This is a genomic window from Enterobacter sp. WI-ESBL-E8 (assembly GCF_053364895.1).
In genome coordinates, this window is the sequence record NZ_JBRWXJ010000001.1 from 4,969,485 (window position 1) to 4,990,120 (window position 20,636).

The following is a 20,636-nucleotide window of genomic DNA, read 5'->3' on the forward strand; positions in this document are numbered from 1 at the left end:
GAGGGTGATATGGCAATGACTTACCACCTGGACGTCGTCAGCGCAGAGCAACAAATGTTCTCTGGTCTGGTCGAGAAAATCCAGGTAACGGGTAGTGAAGGTGAACTGGGTATTTTCCCGGGTCACGCACCGCTGCTCACCGCCATTAAGCCTGGTATGATCCGCATCGTTAAACAGTTCGGTCACGAAGAGTTTATCTATCTGTCCGGCGGCATTCTTGAAGTGCAGCCTGGCAGTGTGACCGTTCTGGCCGATACCGCTATTCGTGGCCAGGATCTCGACGAAGCGCGAGCCCTGGAATCGAAGCGTAAGGCTGAAGAGCACATTAGCAGCTCTCATGGTGACGTGGATTACGCTCAGGCGTCTGCGGAACTGGCCAAAGCGATCGCGAAACTGCGCGTTATCGAGTTGACCAAAAAAGCGATGTAACACCGGCTTGAAAAGCACAAAAGCCAGTCTGGATCCCAGGCTGGCTTTTTTTTTTGGCGCTTAATTCATGATGAAAAAGATGTAGAATTTTAAGCATCAAACGTTTTTACTTCTCACTTAAATTACAGTCAGGACGCGTATGTTGAACAATACGATGAGCGTGGTCATCCTTGCCGCTGGTAAAGGCACCCGCATGTATTCCGATCTTCCTAAGGTGCTGCACACCCTGGCAGGAAAGCCGATGGTGCAGCATGTCATTGATGCCGCTAATGAACTGGGCGCCCGTCAGGTACATCTGGTTTACGGCCACGGTGGCGATCTGCTTAAAAAGACGCTGAGTGATGACAACCTCAACTGGGTGCTTCAGGCTGAACAGCTGGGTACCGGACATGCGATGCAGCAGGCAGCGCCGTTCTTTGCCGATGACGAAGATATCCTGATGCTCTACGGCGACGTCCCGCTGATTTCCGTGGAAACGCTGACCCGCCTGCGTGAAGCCAAACCGCAGGGCGGCATCGGCTTGTTAACCGTTGTGCTGGACGATCCGAGTGGGTATGGCCGCATTACGCGTGAAAACGGCAAGGTAACCGGGATTGTTGAGCATAAAGATGCCAGCGATGAACAGCGTCAGATTCCGGAGATCAACACCGGTATCCTGATTGCCAACGGCGCAGACATGAAGCGCTGGCTGTCGAAGCTCAACAACAACAATGCGCAGGGTGAATACTACATCACCGATATCATTGCGATGGCGCATCACGAAGGTCGTGAAATTGCCGCCGTTCATCCGGCGCGCATCAGCGAAACGGACGGCGTTAATAACCGTCTGCAGCTCTCCCGTCTCGAGCGAATTTACCAGTCCGAGCAGGCAGAAAAACTGCTGCTGGCGGGCGTGATGCTGCGCGATCCGGCTCGATTCGACCTGCGTGGCTCGTTATCTCACGGGCGTGACGTTGAAATTGATACTAACGTTATCGTTGAAGGGAACGTGACGTTAGGGAACCGCGTCAAAATTGGTACCGGCTGCGTGATTAAAAACAGCATCATCGGTGATGATTGCGAAATCAGCCCGTACAGCGTGGTCGAAGATGCCCGCCTGGACGCGGCTTGTACCATCGGCCCGTTTGCGCGTCTGCGTCCTGGCGCTGAGCTGCTGGAAGGCGCTCACGTGGGCAACTTCGTTGAAATGAAAAAAGCGCGTCTGGGTAAAGGTTCCAAAGCGGGCCATTTAACCTATCTGGGCGATGCGGAAATTGGCGACAACGTGAATATTGGTGCAGGGACCATTACCTGTAACTATGACGGCGCGAATAAGTTTAAAACCATCATCGGTGATGATGTATTCGTCGGTTCCGACACCCAACTGGTAGCGCCTGTTACCGTGGGTAACGGCGTAACGATTGCTGCCGGGACGACCGTCACGCGCGATGTGGCCGAGAACGAGCTGGTATTAAGCCGTGTGCCGCAGATAAATAAGCAGGGCTGGAAACGCCCGGTGAAGAAAAAGTAACGGATTTTCCCCTCACCCTAACCCTCTCCCCAAAGGGAGAGGGGATCGTTCGGTGCGGTGTTTTTCTCCCTCGCCCCTTTGGGGAGAGGGCCGGGGTGAGAGGATAATATAATCCTCCCCCCACAAGCAGTACCCATAAAAATAACCCCACTCTCTACAAGGCTCGGGGCGCCCGGAAAGGGCAAATACAGGTCAGCGACAACGCAGGCATCATGCCTAAATTCGGAATCTAAAACTATGTGTGGAATTGTTGGCGCAGTTGCGCAGCGTGATATTGCTGAAATCCTTCTCGAAGGTTTACGTCGTCTGGAATACCGTGGTTACGACTCTGCCGGTCTGGCTGTCGTCGATGCAGAAGGTCATATGACCCGTCTGCGCCGTCTCGGTAAAGTGCAGATGCTGGCCCAGGCCGCGGAAGAACATCCGCTGCACGGTGGTACCGGTATTGCGCACACCCGCTGGGCGACGCATGGCGAACCGTCTGAAGGTAACGCACACCCGCATGTGTCTGAACACATCGTGGTGGTGCATAACGGCATTATCGAAAACCACGAACCGCTGCGCGAAGAACTGAAAGCGCGCGGCTACACCTTTGTCTCTGAAACTGACACCGAAGTGATTGCTCACCTGGTGCACTGGGAGCTGGAGCAGGGCGGCACGCTGCGTGACGCAGTGCTGCGCGCTATCCCTCAGCTGCGCGGTGCGTACGGTACGGTGATCATGGACTCACGCGATCCGTCCACGCTGCTGGCCGCGCGTTCCGGTAGTCCAATGGTTATCGGTCTGGGAATGGGTGAAAACTTTATCGCCTCTGACCAGCTGGCGCTCCTGCCGGTGACACGTCGCTTTATCTTCCTGGAAGAGGGGGATATTGCCGAAGTGACCCGCCGCAGCGTGACCGTATTCGATACCAAAGGCGAGCAGGTTAAACGCCAGGAGATCGAATCTAACCTGCAGTACGACGCGGGTGACAAAGGCGCTTACCGTCACTACATGCAGAAAGAGATTTACGAGCAGCCAAACGCCATCAAAAACACCCTCACCGGGCGCATTAGTCACGGTGAAGTGGATCTGAGCGAGCTGGGTGCAAACGCGAACGAACTGCTCGGCAAGGTTGAGCATATTCAGATCGTGGCCTGCGGCACCTCCTACAACTCCGGTATGGTCTCTCGCTACTGGTTTGAATCCCTGGCGGGCGTGCCGTGCGACGTCGAAATCGCATCTGAATTCCGCTATCGCAAATCCGCGGTGCGTCGTAACAGCCTGATGATCACCCTTTCCCAGTCTGGTGAAACGGCGGATACCCTTGCCGCGCTGCGTCTCTCAAAAGAGCTGGGTTACCTGGGCTCTCTGGCTATCTGTAACGTTCCGGGCTCCTCGCTGGTGCGTGAATCCGATCTGGCGCTGATGACCAAAGCGGGCACCGAAATCGGCGTGGCCTCCACCAAAGCGTTTACCACCCAGCTGACCGTACTGCTGATGCTGGTGGCGAAGCTGGCGCGTCTGAAAGGTGAAGACGCCTCTGTTGAGCATGACATCGTTCATGGTCTGCAGGCGCTGCCGAGCCGTATTGAGCAGATGCTGTCTCAGGACAAACGCATTGAAGCGCTGGCGGAGGATTTCTCTGACAAACATCACGCCCTGTTCCTGGGTCGTGGCGATCAGTATCCAATTGCGCTGGAAGGCGCGCTGAAGCTGAAAGAGATCTCCTACATTCACGCAGAAGCCTATGCGGCAGGCGAGCTGAAACACGGCCCGCTGGCGCTGATTGACGCCGATATGCCGGTCATCGTTGTGGCTCCTAACAACGAACTGCTGGAGAAACTGAAATCTAACATCGAAGAAGTGCGCGCCCGCGGCGGTGTCCTGTACGTCTTCGCCGATAAAGATGCCGGTTTTGTCAGCAACGACAACATGCACATCATCGAGATGCCGCATGTGGAAGAGGTGATTGCGCCAATCTTCTACACCGTTCCGCTGCAGTTGCTGGCCTATCACGTGGCGCTGATCAAAGGCACCGACGTTGACCAGCCGCGTAACCTGGCGAAGTCTGTCACCGTAGAATAACCCCTTCAGGCTCCACCTTCGGGTGGAGCTTTTTTACCCCGCCCGGTTTGTTTTTAATCAATTCCTTCACGTTTTTATTGATGACAATTTGTCATCTTCAGCTATTTTTTCAGTGTCACATAAAGAAAATATTTCTGAAAACGCCCTGTCATAAAACTGGCTAACACGATGAAAATTAAGCATTGTTTTGCGAATTTTTAAGTTAAATTTCCGCTGTCATAAAACTGTCATAATTCGTACATTTATCTGTCACCTGTTTGTCCTATTTTGCTCATCGTAGCCACTAAACAACGATTTACGAAAATCTTGCAGGAGACATTATGAAAGTTATGCGTACCACTGTCGCAACTGTTGTCGCCGCGACCTTATCTCTGAGCGCGTTCTCTGTTTTTGCAGAAGCAAGCCTGACTGGCGCTGGTGCAACCTTCCCTGCGCCGGTGTATGCCAAATGGGCGGATACCTACCAGAAAGAAACCGGCAACAAGGTTAACTATCAGGGTATCGGCTCCTCCGGTGGCGTAAAACAAATTACCGCTAATACCGTAGATTTCGGTGCGTCAGATGCCCCTCTGTCTGATGAAAAACTGAATCAGGAAGGCCTGTTCCAGTTCCCGACCGTGATCGGCGGCGTTGTGCTGGCCGTTAACATCCCTGGCCTGAAGTCAGGCGAGCTGGTGCTGGACGGCAAAACCCTGGGTGACATCTACCTGGGTAAAATCAAAAAATGGGATGACGAAGCCATCACCAAACTGAACCCGGGCGTTAAGCTGCCTTCGCAGAATATCGCTGTGGTTCGTCGTGCTGACGGTTCCGGTACCTCTTTCGTGTTCACCAGCTACCTGGCGAAAGTGAACGAAGAGTGGAAATCTAAAGTCGGTTCCGGCTCTACCGTTAACTGGCCAACCGGTCTGGGCGGTAAAGGTAACGACGGTATCGCTGCGTTCGTACAGCGTCTGCCGGGCTCAATTGGCTACGTAGAGTATGCGTACGCTAAGCAGAACAACCTGTCCTACACCAAACTGGTTTCAGCCGATGGCAAACCGGTTAGCCCGACCGAAGAGAACTTTGCTAATGCCGCAAAAGGCGCTGACTGGAGCAAATCCTTCGCGCAGGACCTGACTAACCAGAAGGGCGAAGGTGCATGGCCAATCACCTCTACCACCTTCATCCTGGTTCACAAAGAGCAGAAGAAACCTGAGCAGGGCGCTGAAGTGCTGAAGTTCTTCGACTGGGCGTACAAAAACGGCGGCAAACAGGCTAACGCCCTGGATTACGCCACCCTGCCGGACAACGTGGTTGAGCAGATTCGCGCTGCATGGAAAACCAACGTGAAAGACAGCAGCGGTAAAGCATTGTATTAATTTAGCATTCTGACGAAAATGGCGGGTGGCGCTTACGCTTACCCGCCCTACGGTTCCGACTGTAGGCCGGGTAAGCGTAAGCGCCACCCGGCGATTTCGTAAACGCGTTTAACAGAAGAGTGATTTATGGCTGCAACCAAGCCTGCATTTAACCCTCCGGGTAAAAAAGGTGACATGATTTTCAGCGCGCTGGTAAAACTGGCTGCGCTGATTGTGCTATTGCTGCTGGGCGGCATTATCGTGTCTCTGATTTTCTCCTCCTGGCCGAGCATCCAGAAATTCGGTTTCTCCTTCCTGTGGACCAAAGAGTGGGATGCGCCGAACGATATCTACGGTGCGCTGGTGCCAATTTACGGCACGCTGGTGACCTCGTTTATCGCCCTGCTGATTGCGGTACCGGTAAGCTTTGGTATTGCCCTGTTCCTGACGGAGCTGGCGCCTGGCTGGCTTCGTCGTCCGCTGGGGATCGCCATCGAACTGCTGGCGGCTATCCCGAGTATCGTATACGGCATGTGGGGCCTGTTTATCTTTGCGCCGCTGTTCGCAACGTACTTCCAGGAGCCGGTCGGTAACGTGCTTTCCGCCATTCCGTTTGTGGGGGCCCTGTTCTCTGGCCCGGCGTTCGGTATCGGTATTCTGGCGGCTGGTGTGATCCTCGCCATCATGATTATTCCGTACATTGCGGCGGTCATGCGCGATGTCTTCGAACAAACGCCGGTGATGATGAAAGAGTCAGCCTACGGCATCGGCTGCACCACCTGGGAAGTTATCTGGCGCATTGTCCTTCCGTTCACCAAAAACGGGGTGATCGGGGGCGTGATGCTGGGATTAGGCCGTGCGCTGGGTGAAACCATGGCGGTGACCTTTATTATCGGCAACACCTATCAGCTCGACAGCGCATCGCTCTATATGCCGGGTAACAGTATTACCTCTGCGCTGGCGAATGAATTTGCCGAAGCGGAATCGGGCCTGCACGTCGCGGCACTGATGGAGCTGGGGCTGATTCTGTTCGTTATCACCTTCATCGTTCTGGCGATTTCCAAGCTGATGATTATGCGCCTCGCTAAAAATGAGGGGGCACGCTAATGGCAACTCTCGAAATGCAAGCTACCGCTGAGCTGGCGGAGTCCCGCCGCAAAATGCAGGCCAGACGCCGCATAAAAAACCGCATTGCGCTGACGCTCTCAATGGCGACGATGGCGTTCGGTCTGTTCTGGCTGGTCTGGATCCTGTTCTCAACCATCGTGCGCGGGATTGACGGGATGTCACTGGCGCTGTTCACCGAAATGACCCCGCCGCCGAATACGGCGGGTGGTGGCCTGGCGAATGCCCTGGCGGGCAGCGGGTTGCTGATCCTGTGGGCGACGGTGTTTGGTACGCCGCTGGGCATCATGGCGGGTATTTACCTGGCGGAATACGGTCGTAAATCCTGGCTGGCGGAAGTTATTCGCTTCATTAACGACATTCTGCTCTCAGCCCCGTCTATCGTGGTAGGTCTGTTTGTTTACACCGTGGTGGTGGCGCAAATGGAACACTTCTCCGGCTGGGCGGGTGTGATTGCACTTGCGCTGCTGCAGGTGCCGATTGTTATTCGTACCACCGAGAACATGCTGAAACTGGTGCCGGACAGCCTGCGTGAAGCGGCTTATGCGCTGGGTACGCCGAAGTGGAAGATGATCTCTGCGATTACGCTCAAAGCGTCCATCTCCGGAATCATGACCGGTATCCTGCTGGCGGTTGCGCGTATCGCAGGTGAAACGGCGCCGCTGCTGTTTACGTCACTCTCCAACCAGTTCTGGAGCACGGACATGATGCAGCCGATCGCCAACCTGCCGGTGACGATCTTTAAGTTTGCGATGAGCCCCTTCGCGGAATGGCAGCAGCTGGCCTGGGCCGGGGTGCTGATCATTACCCTTTGCGTACTGTTGCTGAACATTCTGGCGCGCGTCATTTTCGCGAAGAAGAAACACGGTTAATTTTTTACGGCGCGGCAGCTCGCGGCGCCGAATGAGGAAATGAGTCAATGAGTATGGTTGATACTGCCCCGGGTAAGATTCAGGTTCGTGATTTGAACTTCTACTACGGCAAATTCCATGCCCTGAAGAACATCAACCTGGATATCGCGAAGAACCAGGTCACGGCATTTATCGGTCCGTCCGGCTGTGGTAAATCCACGCTGCTGCGTACCTTTAACAAAATGTATTCGCTCTATCCGGAGCAGCGTGCTGAAGGTGAAATCATCCTGGACGGCGAAAATATTCTGACCCAGGCTCAGGATATCGCTCTGCTGCGCGCCAAAGTGGGGATGGTGTTCCAGAAACCGACGCCGTTCCCGATGTCGATTTATGACAACATTGCGTTTGGCGTGCGCCTGTTTGAAAAGCTCTCCCGTGCCGATATGGACGAGCGCGTGCAGTGGGCGTTGACCAAGGCCGCATTATGGAACGAAACCAAAGATAAGTTACACCAGAGCGGGTACTCTCTCTCCGGTGGTCAGCAGCAGCGTCTGTGCATTGCACGCGGTATTGCGATTCGCCCGGAAGTGTTGCTGCTGGATGAGCCGTGTTCAGCGCTGGACCCGATTTCAACCGGTCGTATTGAAGAACTGATCACCGAGCTGAAGCAGGATTACACCGTGGTTATCGTGACCCACAACATGCAGCAGGCTGCGCGTTGTTCCGATCACACGGCGTTTATGTACCTGGGTGAATTGATTGAGTTCAGCAACACGGACGATCTGTTCACTAAGCCCGCGAAGAAACAAACCGAAGATTATATTACTGGCCGCTACGGTTGATTTGCCTTAGTGCATGTGGAGAAACCATGGACAACCTCAATCTTAATAAACACATTTCCGGCCAGTTCAACGCAGAGCTGGAAAGTATTCGCACCCAGGTGATGACCATGGGCGGCATGGTCGAGCAGCAGCTTTCTGATGCGATTACGGCAATGCACAACCAGGACAGCGAGCTGGCGAAGCGCGTCATTGAAGGCGACAAAAACGTCAACATGATGGAAGTGGCTATCGACGAAGCCTGCGTGCGCATTATCGCGAAACGTCAGCCGACGGCGAGCGACCTGCGTCTGGTGATGGCAATCATCAAAACCATCGCCGAGCTGGAACGTATTGGTGACGTTGCGGATAAAATCTGCCGCACCGCGCTGGAGAAGTTCTCTCAGCAGCACCAGCCGCTGCTGGTGAGCCTCGAGTCGCTGGGCCGTCACACCGTGCAGATGCTGCACGACGTGCTGGATGCCTTTGCGCGTATGGATCTTGACGAAGCGGTGCGTATCTACCGTGAAGACAAGAAGGTCGACCAGGAGTATGAAGGTATCGTGCGCCAGCTGATGACCTATATGATGGAAGATTCACGTACGATCCCAAGCGTGCTGACGGCCCTGTTCTGCGCGCGCTCTATCGAGCGTATCGGTGACCGCTGCCAGAACATTTGCGAATACATTTTCTACTTCGTGAAAGGTCAGGACTTCCGTCACGTGGGCGGCGACGAGCTGGACAAGCTGCTGGCGGGGAAAGATCCGAAAGAGTAATCCTGTCATCTGATAATAACGCCGGTACTCACCGGCGTTATTATTTCTATCGAAATCACACTCTTCTCCTCCATCCGTTGCCTGACGTCCGAAACGCGCTAACGTGAGACGAAAACAGCAAAGGATGGTATATGAAAAAATCATTAGCGTGCCTGGCAGTGGCCATCAGCATTGGGATCGGTACTGGGGCAGACGTTATTGCCGCACCGTTGCCGGTGACACCTGACCAGACTACTCCGGTCAGCCACTATGTGACGCAGGTCAATGCGGATAAAAGCATCACTTTTCGCCTGTTTGCACCTGGCGCAAAGCGGGTTTCCGTGGTGACGGGTTCGATGCCCGAAAGCCAGATTTCCCATGATATGACGAAAGATAACCACGGCGTCTGGTCATGGAAAAGCGAGCCGATGACCCCGAATCTCTACGAATATTATTACGACATTGATGGTTTTCGCTCGGTCGACACGGGCAGCCGCTATCAAAAACCTCAGCGACAGGTGAACACCAGCCTGATTCTGGTCCCCGGCAGTATTCTTGACGATCGTCCGATACCGCACGGCGATCTGACGACGCTGACCTGGCACTCGCCATCGCTTAATTCAGAGCGCCGCGTTTATGTCTGGTCACCTCCAGGCTATAACGGTACGGGAGAACCCTTACCGGTGCTCTACTTCTACCATGGTTTTGGCGATACCGGACTCTCGGCAATCGACCAGGTCCGTCTGCCGCAAATCATGGATAACCTGATGGCTGAGGGAAAAATCAAACCGATGCTGGTGGTCGTACCCGACACGGAGACGGAGAGCGCTGAGGCCATTCCCGAGAGCTTCCCGCCCGCAGAACGACGGAAATCCTTCTATCCACTCAATGCGAAAGCCGCAGACCGTGAGCTGATGAGCGAAATTATTCCGCTGGTGGATACGCGCTTCAACGTGCGTAAAGATGCTGACGGTCGGGCGCTGGCGGGATTGTCACAGGGCGGCTATCAGGCGCTGGTGTCCGGTATGAACCATCCGGAAAGCTTCGGCTGGCTGGGAACGTTCAGCGGCGTCACCACCACAACCGTGCCTGACGCTGGCGTGGCTGCACGATTCACGCACCCGGAGGCGATTAACCGCCAGCTGCATAACTTTACCGTTGTCGTGGGAGAGCGCGATTCGGTGACCGGCAAAGATATTGCCGGCCTGAAGGCGGAGCTGGAAAAACAGGGCATCAAATTTGACTACAAAATGTACCCTGGCCTGAATCACGAAATGGACGTCTGGCGTCCGGCCTATGCTGAGTTTGTGCAAAAACTTTTCAGGTAAGCTTTCACCCTCCCCGCCCGGGGAGGGATCGGTTTAACGCGTAATATCCCAACCGCGCGCTTTCCACAACTCTGGCAATTGCGCCAGATCGGTAAACGTCGTCACTTTAGGATGATCGATCGGCTTGTTGTGCGGGTCGGCGCAGAAGTAAAACACCTCCATCCGCGCATCAATCCCAGACTGCGCGCCCGCAGACGAGTCGTCCACCAGAATGCAGTTTTCTACATTAACGTTCATCGCTTTTGCCGCATGGAACATCAGCGCCGGGTCGGGCTTCCAGCGCTGGATATCGTAGCCGCTGAACAGCTTTTCCGGGAAATGGTGCAACATCTCGAGCTTGCCCAGCGAATGCTGCATTTTGCTGACCGGGCCGTTAGAGACCACGCAGATTGGCACCGTCATCGCATCCAGCAACGCGTTAGCCCCGGCGATAACTTCCAGCTCGGAGTCGAACAGGCGTGCGACCTCGGCGCGGTATACCGGTTCCAGATCGGCTTTCGCCAGATCCACACCGTGTTCCTGGTTAATGATGTCGATGATCTCGTAGAGCTTTACGCCCTTAAAGCGTTTAAACACCTCTTCGAGTTCCAGCGTAATGCCAAACTCCTGGAACATGGTGACATACGCGCGGGAACAAATGACCTCACTGTCGACCAGCGTTCCGTCGCAGTCGAAAAATACCGCTTCAATTCCGGACATGCCTTTCCCTTTTAACAAGTTTAACGTTTACGTACGGCAGTTTAACGAGACGCAATCGTTGCCGTATAAGCAAAATCAATGAAAAAAGTATCTCATAACCGCCACTATTGTCGCATTTTGGTATAGGATAGCGACGAATTTTCCCTCCTTGTTCGGAAATTGATGATGAGTCAACAACACACAACCCAGACATCTGGTCAGGGTCTGCTTGAGCGCGTGTTTAAACTGCGCGAGCACGGCACAACGGCACGCACCGAAGTGATCGCCGGTTTCACCACCTTCCTGACGATGGTTTATATCGTTTTTGTTAACCCACAAATTCTGGGCGTTGCTGGCATGGATACCAGCGCCGTCTTCGTGACCACCTGTCTGATTGCCGCCCTTGGCAGCATACTGATGGGCGTGTTCGCTAACCTGCCGGTTGCGCTGGCACCGGCAATGGGTCTGAATGCGTTCTTCGCGTTCGTGGTCGTTCAGGCGATGGGCCTGCCGTGGCAGGTTGGCATGGGCGCGATCTTCTGGGGCGCGGTTGGCCTGCTGCTGCTGACCATTTTCCGCGTGCGTTACTGGATGATTGCTAACATTCCTGTCAGCCTGCGCGTGGGCATCACCAGCGGTATTGGTCTGTTCATCGGTATGATGGGTCTGAAAAACGCCGGCGTCATCGTGGCGAACCCGGATACGCTGGTGAGCATCGGTCACCTGACCTCTCATAACGTGCTGCTGGGCGTGCTGGGCTTCTTCATTATCGCGATCCTGGCTTCCCGCAATATTCACGCGGCGGTGCTGGTGTCTATCGTGGTCACCACGCTGCTGGGCTGGATGCTGGGCGACGTTCACTATAACGGTATCGTCTCTGCGCCGCCGAGCGTCTCTACCGTGATTGGTCATGTCGATCTGGCGGGCTCCCTGAACCTGGGTCTGGCGGGCGTGATTTTCTCCTTTATGCTGGTCAACCTGTTTGACTCCTCCGGTACGCTGATTGGCGTGACCGACAAAGCGGGTCTGGCAGATGAGAAAGGGAAATTCCCGCGCATGAAGCAGGCGCTGTTTGTGGACAGTATTTCTTCGGTTACCGGTGCTTTTATCGGGACCTCGTCTGTTACCGCTTACATTGAATCCTCTTCCGGCGTGTCCGTAGGTGGCCGCACCGGTCTGACGGCGGTGGTGGTGGGGATTCTTTTCCTGCTGGTGATCTTCCTCTCTCCGCTGGCGGGCATGGTGCCACCGTATGCGGCTGCGGGCGCGCTGATCTACGTGGGGGTGCTGATGACCTCCAGCCTGTCGCGCGTGAAGTGGGATGACTTAACCGAAGCGGTGCCGGCGTTTATTACCGCCGTGATGATGCCATTCAGCTTCTCGATTACCGAAGGTATCGCGCTCGGCTTTATCTCTTACTGCGTAATGAAGATCGGTACCGGCCGCTTCCGCGACCTCAGCCCGTGCGTCATCATTGTGGCGCTGCTGTTTGTGCTGAAGATTGTGTTTATTGACGCGCACTAAGGTGCGGTTTGTGGTGTCAGGTGGCGCTTCGCTTACCTGACCTACTGACTAGTGTAGGCCCGGTAAGCGCTAGCGCCACCGGGCTTTTTTATCAGGCTTTAACCCGCTTAATATAATCCCCAAACGCCGTCAGCTGGCCAGAGAGATGGTCGCGCGTGCTTTGATCCACCACTTCACCCGTCTGCGGGTCGACCTTGTTCTGAATCACTCCGCCCATAAATTCCGGCTTGTTCATTACCATCGCATCCAGGAAGACCAGGATCTGACGCAGATGATACTGGCAGCGCGCGCCGCCAATGGCGCCCATCGAACTGGTCTGGATCAGCACCGGTTTACCCGCGAGCGGCTGCTCCGGGAGACGGGACAACCAGTCAATGGCGTTTTTCAGGCCACCCGGAACCGAGTAGTTATACTCCGGCGTGACGATGACCACGCCGTCGGCCTGGCGAATCTGCTCTGCCAGCGCCTCAACGCTCTGCGGGAAACCCTCTTCCTGCTGCACGTCTGCATCATAGAGCGGAATATCGCCAATAGACGGCAGGGCGCTAATTTCCATACCTGCCGGTGCCAGCTGCGGCAGCGTGCGGGCAACCATCCCGTTAAACGAACCTTTGCGCAGGCTTCCCAGTAACGTAACTACTTTCAACGTATCAGACATGATTACTCCTGTTTCATCATGATGACCCTGATTGGATCAGCTAAGGGTATATGCTTTTTCTGCCGGTAAACTGGTTAAACGCATCAGGCGTGCGGCGGGCTCGTTGGCGCGCTCGGGCACATCAGGAAGGCTACGCCATCCCTGTTGACTGTCAAATTCCCAGATTTTCATGCGTTCGATGGCGGGGGTCACCGCAATAGACCAAATGAGCACATCCTCTGCGTCACTGAGCGCCTCTACCAGCGTGGCTTTGGCGGCACGCAGGCGTCCGGAGCCTGGCAGCAGCTGCAGCAGACTGGCGTCGTCTGACGCGCAGCCGCAGAGCTTGCGAATGCTCTGGCGCAGGGTGATGAGCTGGGCTCTGGCCTCGATAGGATCGTTCTGGTTGCGCACCCACAGCTGTTCGTTGCTTGAGAGCGGGTAGTCATCGTGCGGGTTTGCGCCGTGGAAGCCTCGCGTCGCGCGCTGAAGTTCCATATCCAGCCCGCAATCCCCTTCGGTGGCCAGCGCGACGCCAATGATATTGCCCGTGTAGGCAATGGAAAATCGCGGGAGCTCCGGGTCGGCAAAGACCGGGCGGCCTTCTGGTTGGGTAATGATGTCCGGCAGTTCGGTGGTGCCGTACAGCATAAACAGCAGTTCCGCGAGAAGCGCCCGGGACGCTAAAAAGCGCGTCCTGCGGTGTTCCGGGAGAGTGAGTGCTTCACTGTGGCAGGATGAAGATAGTCTGGCCGATACGAGACGTCCTTCTGTAAGTATCCCTCTTGCAAAGTGCGTAGCCATTGTTCGCTCCTTGATAATGGTCGTAATCGGTTAAACGGTTACATGATTATCGCTTAACTTGACTCCTGTTTTAATCAGTAAATGGGAGTAAGAGAAGCCTTAGGACCGAACTTTACATTTTCTTAGGCAAAAATTGGATCGCTCGCACCGTACAGCGCCTTGATGGTCTCCCGCAACCAGAGGATTTTCGGATTATGGCTGTTCCGTTTATGCCAGATTAGCGTGAAGGGAACGGTGAGCTTTTCAGCCTGCACTTCGTCAATGGGAATGGGCAGCGCGATCAGCTTCCGCTGGTGGAGTTGATTGTAGTAGTGGCAGTAGTGCGGAGCCCTGGCGATATAGTTATGCCCGGGCTGCGCTGCCATAAACATCGACTGCTCAAAGCCCGGCACGCACATGGCAATATTTCTCTCTCGACCCATCTCCTTTAGCACTTCGTCCAGCGCCCAGGTGTCGCTGCGTTCCCAGAAGATACTGATATGCGGATAGCGCAGGAAGGTGTCGAGATTCCATTCATCCTGAAGCGCGGGGTGATCCTCACGCAGATACACGCACGGACGGTCGCTGAACAGGATCTCGTAGTCGATAAACCACGGCAACAGCTTCAGCAGCTCGCGAGAACGCGGATGCGTTTCGCGTCCGGTAAAGCCCAGATCCACCTCTCCACGCGTAATAGCGTCCAGCGAGTCGTAATCCCAGTGGCGCATCTTCACCGTAGCCTGTGGATAGCGCTGGTTCACCTGCTCCAGCAGGGCATTAAAGCGGATCAGCATCAGCGGCGTTTCGGCGGCCAGCACGAACGTCAGCCCGCCAGGGGAGTCATGGTGGAATTTATCGAGGATCTGGTTGCCGATTTGCATCCAGTCGGCAAGATCCTGCTCCAGGCTTACCGTCAGCGGCGTCGGCAGCAGCCCTAACGGCGTTTTGACAAACAGCGGGTCGTCGAACCAGTCACGCAGTTTAGCCAGTGATTTACTCACTGCCGACGGCGTCACGTTCATCCGCTTCGCCGCTTTGGTGACGCTGCGCTCCTGCAGCAAAAGCTGCAGGCAAAGCAACAGGTTAAGATCGAGACTGCTGATGGGCTTCTTCATAGTGCGCCGCGGGCTGAATGGCCATAAGTAAGATGATGCAGAGCATGCTACAGCCAATCAGAATCCCGATCAGCATATTGAGGGCGTTAAGTCCGATAACTGCCGCCAGCCATATCCACAGGGACGAGCCGCAGACCTGCGCGATACCCAGCGCCGAGCTTGCCACGCCAGCCCGAAGCGAGAACGGACCGAGCGCCTGACTCATCGCCACGCCAAAGCCAACCGAGAACCCCGCGCAAATGAGGGTAATCCCCACCAGCATCACCGCATGTGAGCTGGTGGTCGCCAGGATAACGCCTGCAATAAGGAATAAAACCTGTGAGGTCAGCATCAGCGTGCGCTGGCGAAAGACGTTCAGCGCAAAAGGCGTAGAAAACGAGACTGCCATACTCACCATTGCGGTTAACGCCATCACGGTAGAATACTCGCCGCGGTCGAAGCCCATGGTCTCCATCAGTAAAACCGGGGAAACGTTTACATAGGTCAGGATCACCGCCACGCTTAACGTCGTCACGGCCAGACGGCTGAGGAAGAAGCGGTTAAGCAGCTTCTCGGCGGGGTGGATTGTTGGGGTATGACCGGTTTTCTGCGATCCGGGATGGGTCTCTTTCAGCACGGCGATCGACAGGACAAATACCAGCGCGCCCATGGCCGCCATGGTCCAGAACAGGCTCTGCCACGGGAATTTCAGCATGATCAGATAGCCCACGACCGGAGCCAGCACCGGTATGATGCAGGTAATGCCGTTCAGCATCGACAGCACCTTAGCGCGACGCTGGGCGCTTAAGGTATCGCGCAAAATCGCAAAGGCGACGACGTAGCAACCGCCCGCGCCAGTCCCCTGGATAAACCGACCAGCAAGGAACAAGGTGCTGTTCTCTGCCTGCGAGCAGAGAAGCGATGCCAGGGCAAAAATGATGGCGCCCGTTATGGCGACAGGCTGACGGCCTGCCTTGTCCGCTATCTTTCCGGCAAAAACCATCGACGACGCCATCCCCGCGAGGTAGGCCGAAAACGCGATGTGCAGCTGCGCTTCGCTGGCCCCCAGGTCGCGGGCGATGTGCGGTAATCCCACCAGATACATATCAATGCCAGATGGATAAAGCAGAACCAGCGCAAAACTACAAAACAGAAAACGAGCCATAAATCCCCCATAGATGCAGGCAAGCAGGATAGGGGGTGACAGGGAATTAGGCGAGTTGCCATTTGGACAATGGTGATTTCCCAGGAGGAAATCACCATTAATCAGCGGTAGTTATTTACCAATACAGAAGCTTGAGAAGATCCTTCCCAGCAGATCGTCCGACGTAAACTCCCCGGTGATCTCGCTCAGATTTTGCTGCGCCAGGCGCAGCTCTTCCGCCAGCAGTTCACCCGCCCACGCGCCAATCAGCTGCGCTTTACCCTGAACAAGGTGGTTTGCCGCCTCTTCCAGCGCCTGCAGGTGACGACGACGCGCCAGGAAGCCGCCTTCCATGCTGGTGTCAAAACCCATGCTCTGTTTGAGGTGGTTACGCAGGTCGTCCACGCCCTCACCGGTACGCGCCGACAGGCGAATAAGTGAGTGACCATTCACATCGCTGATGCCCAGCGTTTCGCCCGTTACGTCTGCTTTGTTACGCACCACGGTGATTGGCAGCTTAGCCGGCAGGCGGGCGATAAAGTCCGGCCAGATGTCAGCCGGGTCAACGGCGTCGGTGGTGGTGCCGTCCACCATAAACAGCACGCGGTCAGCCTGCTCAATCTCTTGCCAGGCGCGCTCGATGCCGATGCGCTCAACTTCGTCGCTGGCATCACGCAGACCGGCGGTATCGATGATGTGCAGCGGCATCCCGTCGATATGAATATGCTCGCGCAGCACGTCGCGGGTGGTTCCGGCAATGTCGGTCACGATCGCCGCTTCACGGCCCGCCAGGGCGTTCAGCAGGCTCGATTTCCCGGCGTTAGGGCGACCGGCAATCACTACCTTCATCCCTTCACGCAGCAGGCTGCCCTGACGTGCTTCGGCACGCACGGCGTCGAGATCGCTCATTACCTGGTTGAGCTGGGCTTCGATTTTGCCGTCAGAGAGGAAGTCGATCTCCTCATCCGGGAAGTCGATAGCCGCTTCGACGTAGATGCGCAGGTGAGTAAGTGCTTCCACAAGATGATTCACGCGCGCGGAGAATGCCCCCTGCAGCGAGTTCAGGGCGGAGCGGGCCGCCTGTTCAGAGCTGGCGTCGATCAGGTCAGCAATCGCCTCGGCCTGCGCCAGGTCGAGCTTGTCGTTGAGGAAGGCACGCTCGGAGAATTCGCCAGGTTTCGCAATGCGCAGGCCTGGCAGGGTCAGAATACGTTTTAACAGCAGGTCGAGGATGACCGGGCCGCCGTGGCCCTGCAGCTCGAGCACGTCTTCGCCGGTAAAGGAGTTCGGGCCGGGGAACCACAGCGCAATGCCCTGGTCCAGCGGCGTGCCGTCGGTATCTTTAAACGGCAGGTAATCAGCATAGCGCGGCTTTGGCAGCTTACCCAGTACCGCTTCGGCCACCTCGCGTGCCTTCAGGCCGGAGATACGCAGAATGCCTACACCACCGCGTCCCGGTGGGGTTGCCTGGGCGACGATAGTGTCGTTATGGCTCATGGTTGCTCTCGTTCAATACAAATAAAAAAGGCGGTCAATCGACCGCCCTTATTTTAGCGTTAACTTAACGGATCAGGACTTTTTCTTTTCGCGGCTATGCAGGCCACGTTTTTCCAGACCACGGTAAATCAGCTGCTGCTGGATGATGGTCACCAGGTTGCTGACGATATAGTACAGCACCAGACCTGACGGGAACCACAGGAAGAACACGGTGAAGATGACCGGCATAAAGGTCATGATCTTCTGCTGCATCGGGTCGGTCACGGTGGTTGGCGACATCTTCTGGATGAAGAACATCGTCACGCCCATCAGGATCGGCAGGATGTAGTACGGGTCCTGTGCAGACAGGTCGTGGATCCACAGTGCGAACGGCGCATGGCGCAGCTCAACGGAGCCCATCAGCATGTAGTACAGCGCAAGGAAGATTGGCATCTGAATCAGCAGCGGGAAGCAACCACCCAGTGGATTTACTTTCTCTGCTTTATACAGGGCCATCATTTCCTGGCTCTGACGCTGTTTGTCATCGCCCAGACGCTCACGCATCGCCGCAATCTTCGGCTGCAGCATACGCATCTTCGCCATGGAGGTGTACTGCGCTTTAGTCAGCGGGTACATGATGCCACGAACGATGAAGGTGATAACGATGATGGAGAAGCCCCAGTTACCCAGGAAGCTGTGGATGAACTTCAGCAGCTTGAACAGCGGCTGAGAGATGAACCACAACCAGCCGTAATCGACGGTCAGATCCAGGTGCGGCGCAACAGCGGCCATTTTGTCCTGAATTTCCGGGCCGACCCACAGGGTGCTTGCCATCTTACCGGTTTGACCCGGCTGAACCAGAACCGGCTGGGATTTGTAGCCGATGGCTGCAAGACCGTTACCCAGGTTCGCGGTATAGAAGTTGTTGGTACCGTCGTTATTTGGCACCCACGCAGTAGCGAAATACTGCTGCAGCATTGCCACCCAACCGCCTTTAGCGCTGACGTTCAGGTTTTCGTTATCGGCAATGGTGTCGAATTTGTATTTCTCATACTTCGCGTCTGGCGTGGAGTACGCCGCGCCACGGAAGGTATGCAGCGCAAAGTTGCTGCTTCCGGTGTCACGGTGAGACGGCAGATTGATGGACTGCTTCAGCTGGCCAAAGGTCGACAGTTCCAGCGGTTTCGCACTGGCGTTCTGTACGCTGTAGCCCACGTTCACTGCATACTCACCGCGTTTCAGGGTGAAGGTTTTGGTGAACGTGTTGCCTGCGGCGTCGGTGTAAGTCATCGGAATAACGAGTTCGTTCTGACCATCAGCCAGCACAAAGGTGTCGTTCTCGACGTTATACAGTGGACGCGCACCGTTAGCCGGGTTATCCGGGCCATCACGACCGGTCAGGCCGCTTTGCGCCTGGTAGATAAACTCAGGCGTGGTTTCCAGTAACTGGAACGGTTCGGAAGACTTCAGCTCTTTCGGGTAGGTCAACAGCAGTGCCTGCTCAACATCACCACCACGGGTGTTGATTGTCAGCTCAAGCACATCGGTCTTAACCGTAATCTGTTTCCCCTGGCCACTGGCCGGTACGCCCTGGTCGGCGGCGCTACCCGCTGCGGTGGTCGTAGTCTGCGTGGTCTGCTGCTGGGGTTGAGGATTTTTATCCTGCTCCCATGCCTGCCAGATCATGAAAGACACGAACAACAAAGCGATGATAAGAAGATTGCGTTGCGAATCCATCGTTAGTGTTCTCTGGTATCAAAGGGTCCTGGGGGGACGGGGTCGTCTCCACCGGGGTGTAAAGGGTGGCATTTTAATACGCGTTTCACCGTCAACCAACTGCCTTTTATCACTCCAAACCTGCGCAATGCCTCAATTCCGTAGCTTGAGCATGTTGGTGTGAAACGGCAGTGCGGCCCGAGTAGCGGACTAATCAGGCGTTGATAGACCCGAATGAGGGCTATCAGGACCCGTGAGCCAGGCGACAGTGGCGGCGCCATAATTTTTCCAACGCTTCCGAGAGAGCACGGTTATCGAGGTCGGCAACCCCTTTTTTAGCCACCACCACGAAATCCATAGAAGGCAGTTCGTGCTGACGTAAACGGAAGCTTTCACGCGTCAGACGTTTAATCCGATTGCGTTCATGCGCACGCTTAACGTTTTTCTTGGCGACTGTGAGACCGATGCGGGGATGCCCCAGCGAATTTTGGCGGCCGAGGATGGTGATTTGCGGCGTGCCAGCCCGTAATGGCTGCTGGAAGACGAAAGTGAAATGAGCGGGAGTTAACAAACGTAACTCCCTGGGAAATGCTAGCTTAACCACTCAGGGGTTAGCTTTATTACTTGGAAACGGTCAGACGAGCGCGGCCTTTAGCACGACGACGTGCCAGAACCTGACGACCATTTTTAGTAGCCATACGAGCACGGAAGCCGTGAGAACGGTTGCGCTTCAGTACAGACGGTTGAAAAGTGCGTTTCATGGCGATTTCTACCTAAACTTGAATAAATTCACTGACTTTTGCGTATACCCGAACGAGTTTCGAACGACTAACGCCTCAGCGTGGGTGATTAAAGAGGCCGGATTGTAATAATTGTACACTCCGGAGTCAATTCTCTTTCCTTATTTCCCGCGTATTTCCGCACGTTTTCGCGTGGAAAATGAGCAACGGACGACGCAGGAAGATGAGCATCACGCGCCGGGTCGAGGATTATACGGCCTCGCCAACAAAGCGCAAGGATCGTCCCGGATCTTCGTTAGATCATTTAAGCAATAAATTGTCTGTGCTCATTAATTTTTCCAATATGCGGACTAAATCGCGGGGCACTCGCGCCAGGATCGTTTACACTTACCCGGTTCCGGATCTTCCTGTGGATAAATCGGGAAGAATCTGTGAGAAACAGAAGATCTCTGGCTCAGTTTAGGCTATGATCCGCGGTCCCGATCGGGATCCAGCGATCCAGGCCGGGTATAACCGCAGATAGCGGTTCGCACATCACCCTTTTGCACAGGGTCATGTCGATGTGCGCCAACAATCATGAATATTCAATAGTTTTCTTTTATTGTTCGAGTGGAGTCCGCC

The 20,636-nt window shown here is 55.3% G+C and carries 20 protein-coding genes; 10 read left to right on the forward strand and 10 right to left on the reverse strand.

The genetic code is table 11. From position 1 onward, the window contains the following. Window positions 1–9 precede the first annotated feature (9 nt). From ACWHWP_RS23700 to ACWHWP_RS23740, 9 genes are all read left to right on the forward strand, one after another. Window positions 10–429: a F0F1 ATP synthase subunit epsilon gene (locus ACWHWP_RS23700; protein WP_006177560.1), complete on the forward strand. Its 420-nt coding sequence runs from the start codon at window positions 10–12 to the stop codon at window positions 427–429. A gap of 139 nt (window positions 430–568) precedes the next feature. Continuing rightward, on the forward strand, window positions 569–1,939 hold the full coding sequence (gene glmU, locus ACWHWP_RS23705; protein ID WP_063431035.1) for a bifunctional UDP-N-acetylglucosamine diphosphorylase/glucosamine-1-phosphate N-acetyltransferase GlmU: 1,371 nt from the start codon (window positions 569–571) through the stop codon (window positions 1,937–1,939). A gap of 237 nt (window positions 1,940–2,176) precedes the next feature. Continuing rightward, a complete protein-coding gene (glmS, locus tag ACWHWP_RS23710) occupies window positions 2,177–4,006 on the forward strand; it encodes a glutamine--fructose-6-phosphate transaminase (isomerizing) (protein ID WP_023309792.1) in 1,830 nt (609 codons plus the stop codon). A 320-nt stretch (window positions 4,007–4,326) separates the two neighbouring features. Further along, window positions 4,327–5,367, forward strand: a complete 1,041-nt coding sequence (gene pstS, locus ACWHWP_RS23715; RefSeq protein ID WP_059311601.1) for a phosphate ABC transporter substrate-binding protein PstS — start codon at window positions 4,327–4,329, stop codon at window positions 5,365–5,367. Between the two features lie 126 nt (window positions 5,368–5,493). Next, a complete protein-coding gene (gene pstC / locus ACWHWP_RS23720; protein ID WP_023309793.1) occupies window positions 5,494–6,453 on the forward strand; it encodes a phosphate ABC transporter permease PstC in 960 nt (319 codons plus the stop codon). Beyond that, window positions 6,453–7,343: a phosphate ABC transporter permease PstA gene (gene pstA, locus ACWHWP_RS23725; RefSeq protein ID WP_059311600.1), complete on the forward strand. Its 891-nt coding sequence runs from the start codon at window positions 6,453–6,455 to the stop codon at window positions 7,341–7,343. The genes pstC and pstA overlap by 1 nt, the downstream gene beginning before the upstream one ends. A 47-nt stretch (window positions 7,344–7,390) precedes the next feature. Continuing rightward, window positions 7,391–8,164 carry a phosphate ABC transporter ATP-binding protein PstB gene (pstB, locus tag ACWHWP_RS23730; RefSeq protein WP_008500183.1) on the forward strand — a complete coding sequence of 258 codons (774 nt, stop codon included), beginning with the start codon at window positions 7,391–7,393 and terminating at the stop codon, window positions 8,162–8,164. 26 nt (window positions 8,165–8,190) lie between these two features. Then, the gene (gene phoU, locus ACWHWP_RS23735) at window positions 8,191–8,916 is read left to right on the forward strand and encodes a phosphate signaling complex protein PhoU (RefSeq protein WP_008500182.1); all 726 of its coding nucleotides are present in this window, start codon (window positions 8,191–8,193) and stop codon (window positions 8,914–8,916) included. Window positions 8,917–9,047: 131 nt separating this feature from the next. Further along, on the forward strand, window positions 9,048–10,223 hold the full coding sequence (locus ACWHWP_RS23740) for an esterase (RefSeq protein WP_447856597.1): 1,176 nt from the start codon (window positions 9,048–9,050) through the stop codon (window positions 10,221–10,223). A 33-nt stretch (window positions 10,224–10,256) separates the two neighbouring features. On the opposite strand, the gene yieH is transcribed toward ACWHWP_RS23740, so the two are convergent. Further along, window positions 10,257–10,922, reverse strand: a complete 666-nt coding sequence (yieH, locus tag ACWHWP_RS23745; protein ID WP_447856599.1) for a 6-phosphogluconate phosphatase — start codon at window positions 10,920–10,922, stop codon at window positions 10,257–10,259. Window positions 10,923–11,087: 165 nt separating this feature from the next. Between yieH and adeP the strand changes: the two genes are divergently transcribed. Next, on the forward strand, window positions 11,088–12,425 hold the full coding sequence (adeP, locus tag ACWHWP_RS23750; RefSeq protein WP_139154567.1) for an adenine permease AdeP: 1,338 nt from the start codon (window positions 11,088–11,090) through the stop codon (window positions 12,423–12,425). A gap of 91 nt (window positions 12,426–12,516) precedes the next feature. Here adeP and ACWHWP_RS23755 read toward each other — a convergent pair whose 3' ends face one another. The 9 genes from ACWHWP_RS23755 to rpmH all read right to left on the reverse strand — a co-directional run bounded on the left by ACWHWP_RS23755 (window position 12,517) and on the right by rpmH (window position 20,036). Further along, window positions 12,517–13,083, reverse strand: a complete 567-nt coding sequence (locus tag ACWHWP_RS23755; RefSeq protein ID WP_023309798.1) for an NADPH-dependent FMN reductase — start codon at window positions 13,081–13,083, stop codon at window positions 12,517–12,519. 36 nt (window positions 13,084–13,119) lie between these two features. Next, window positions 13,120–13,866 carry a 4'-phosphopantetheinyl transferase family protein gene (locus ACWHWP_RS23760; RefSeq protein ID WP_059311596.1) on the reverse strand — a complete coding sequence of 249 codons (747 nt, stop codon included), beginning with the start codon at window positions 13,864–13,866 and terminating at the stop codon, window positions 13,120–13,122. A gap of 122 nt (window positions 13,867–13,988) precedes the next feature. Next, complete coding sequence (gene yidZ, locus ACWHWP_RS23765) at window positions 13,989–14,960, reverse strand: HTH-type transcriptional regulator YidZ (protein WP_447856602.1); 972 nt, start codon at window positions 14,958–14,960, stop codon at window positions 13,989–13,991. Next, window positions 14,929–16,104 carry an MdtL family multidrug efflux MFS transporter gene (locus tag ACWHWP_RS23770; RefSeq protein ID WP_447856604.1) on the reverse strand — a complete coding sequence of 392 codons (1,176 nt, stop codon included), beginning with the start codon at window positions 16,102–16,104 and terminating at the stop codon, window positions 14,929–14,931. Before ACWHWP_RS23770 ends, yidZ begins: the two co-directional genes overlap by 32 nt. A 111-nt stretch (window positions 16,105–16,215) precedes the next feature. After that, window positions 16,216–17,580, reverse strand: coding sequence for a tRNA uridine-5-carboxymethylaminomethyl(34) synthesis GTPase MnmE (gene mnmE, locus ACWHWP_RS23775; RefSeq protein WP_042718022.1), 1,365 nt, complete (start codon window positions 17,578–17,580; stop codon window positions 16,216–16,218). Between the two features lie 72 nt (window positions 17,581–17,652). Next, entirely contained in the window at window positions 17,653–19,296 is a 1,644-nt protein-coding gene (gene yidC, locus ACWHWP_RS23780; RefSeq protein WP_059311592.1) for a membrane protein insertase YidC, read from the reverse strand. Window positions 19,297–19,298: 2 nt separating this feature from the next. After that, the gene (yidD, locus tag ACWHWP_RS23785) at window positions 19,299–19,556 is read right to left on the reverse strand and encodes a membrane protein insertion efficiency factor YidD (RefSeq protein WP_001307474.1); all 258 of its coding nucleotides are present in this window, start codon (window positions 19,554–19,556) and stop codon (window positions 19,299–19,301) included. After that, window positions 19,520–19,879 carry a ribonuclease P protein component gene (gene rnpA, locus ACWHWP_RS23790; RefSeq protein WP_032640303.1) on the reverse strand — a complete coding sequence of 120 codons (360 nt, stop codon included), beginning with the start codon at window positions 19,877–19,879 and terminating at the stop codon, window positions 19,520–19,522. The genes yidD and rnpA overlap by 37 nt, the downstream gene beginning before the upstream one ends. Before the next feature lie 16 nt (window positions 19,880–19,895). Further along, complete coding sequence (gene rpmH, locus ACWHWP_RS23795) at window positions 19,896–20,036, reverse strand: 50S ribosomal protein L34 (RefSeq protein ID WP_000831330.1); 141 nt, start codon at window positions 20,034–20,036, stop codon at window positions 19,896–19,898. Window positions 20,037–20,636: the final 600 nt, after the last annotated feature.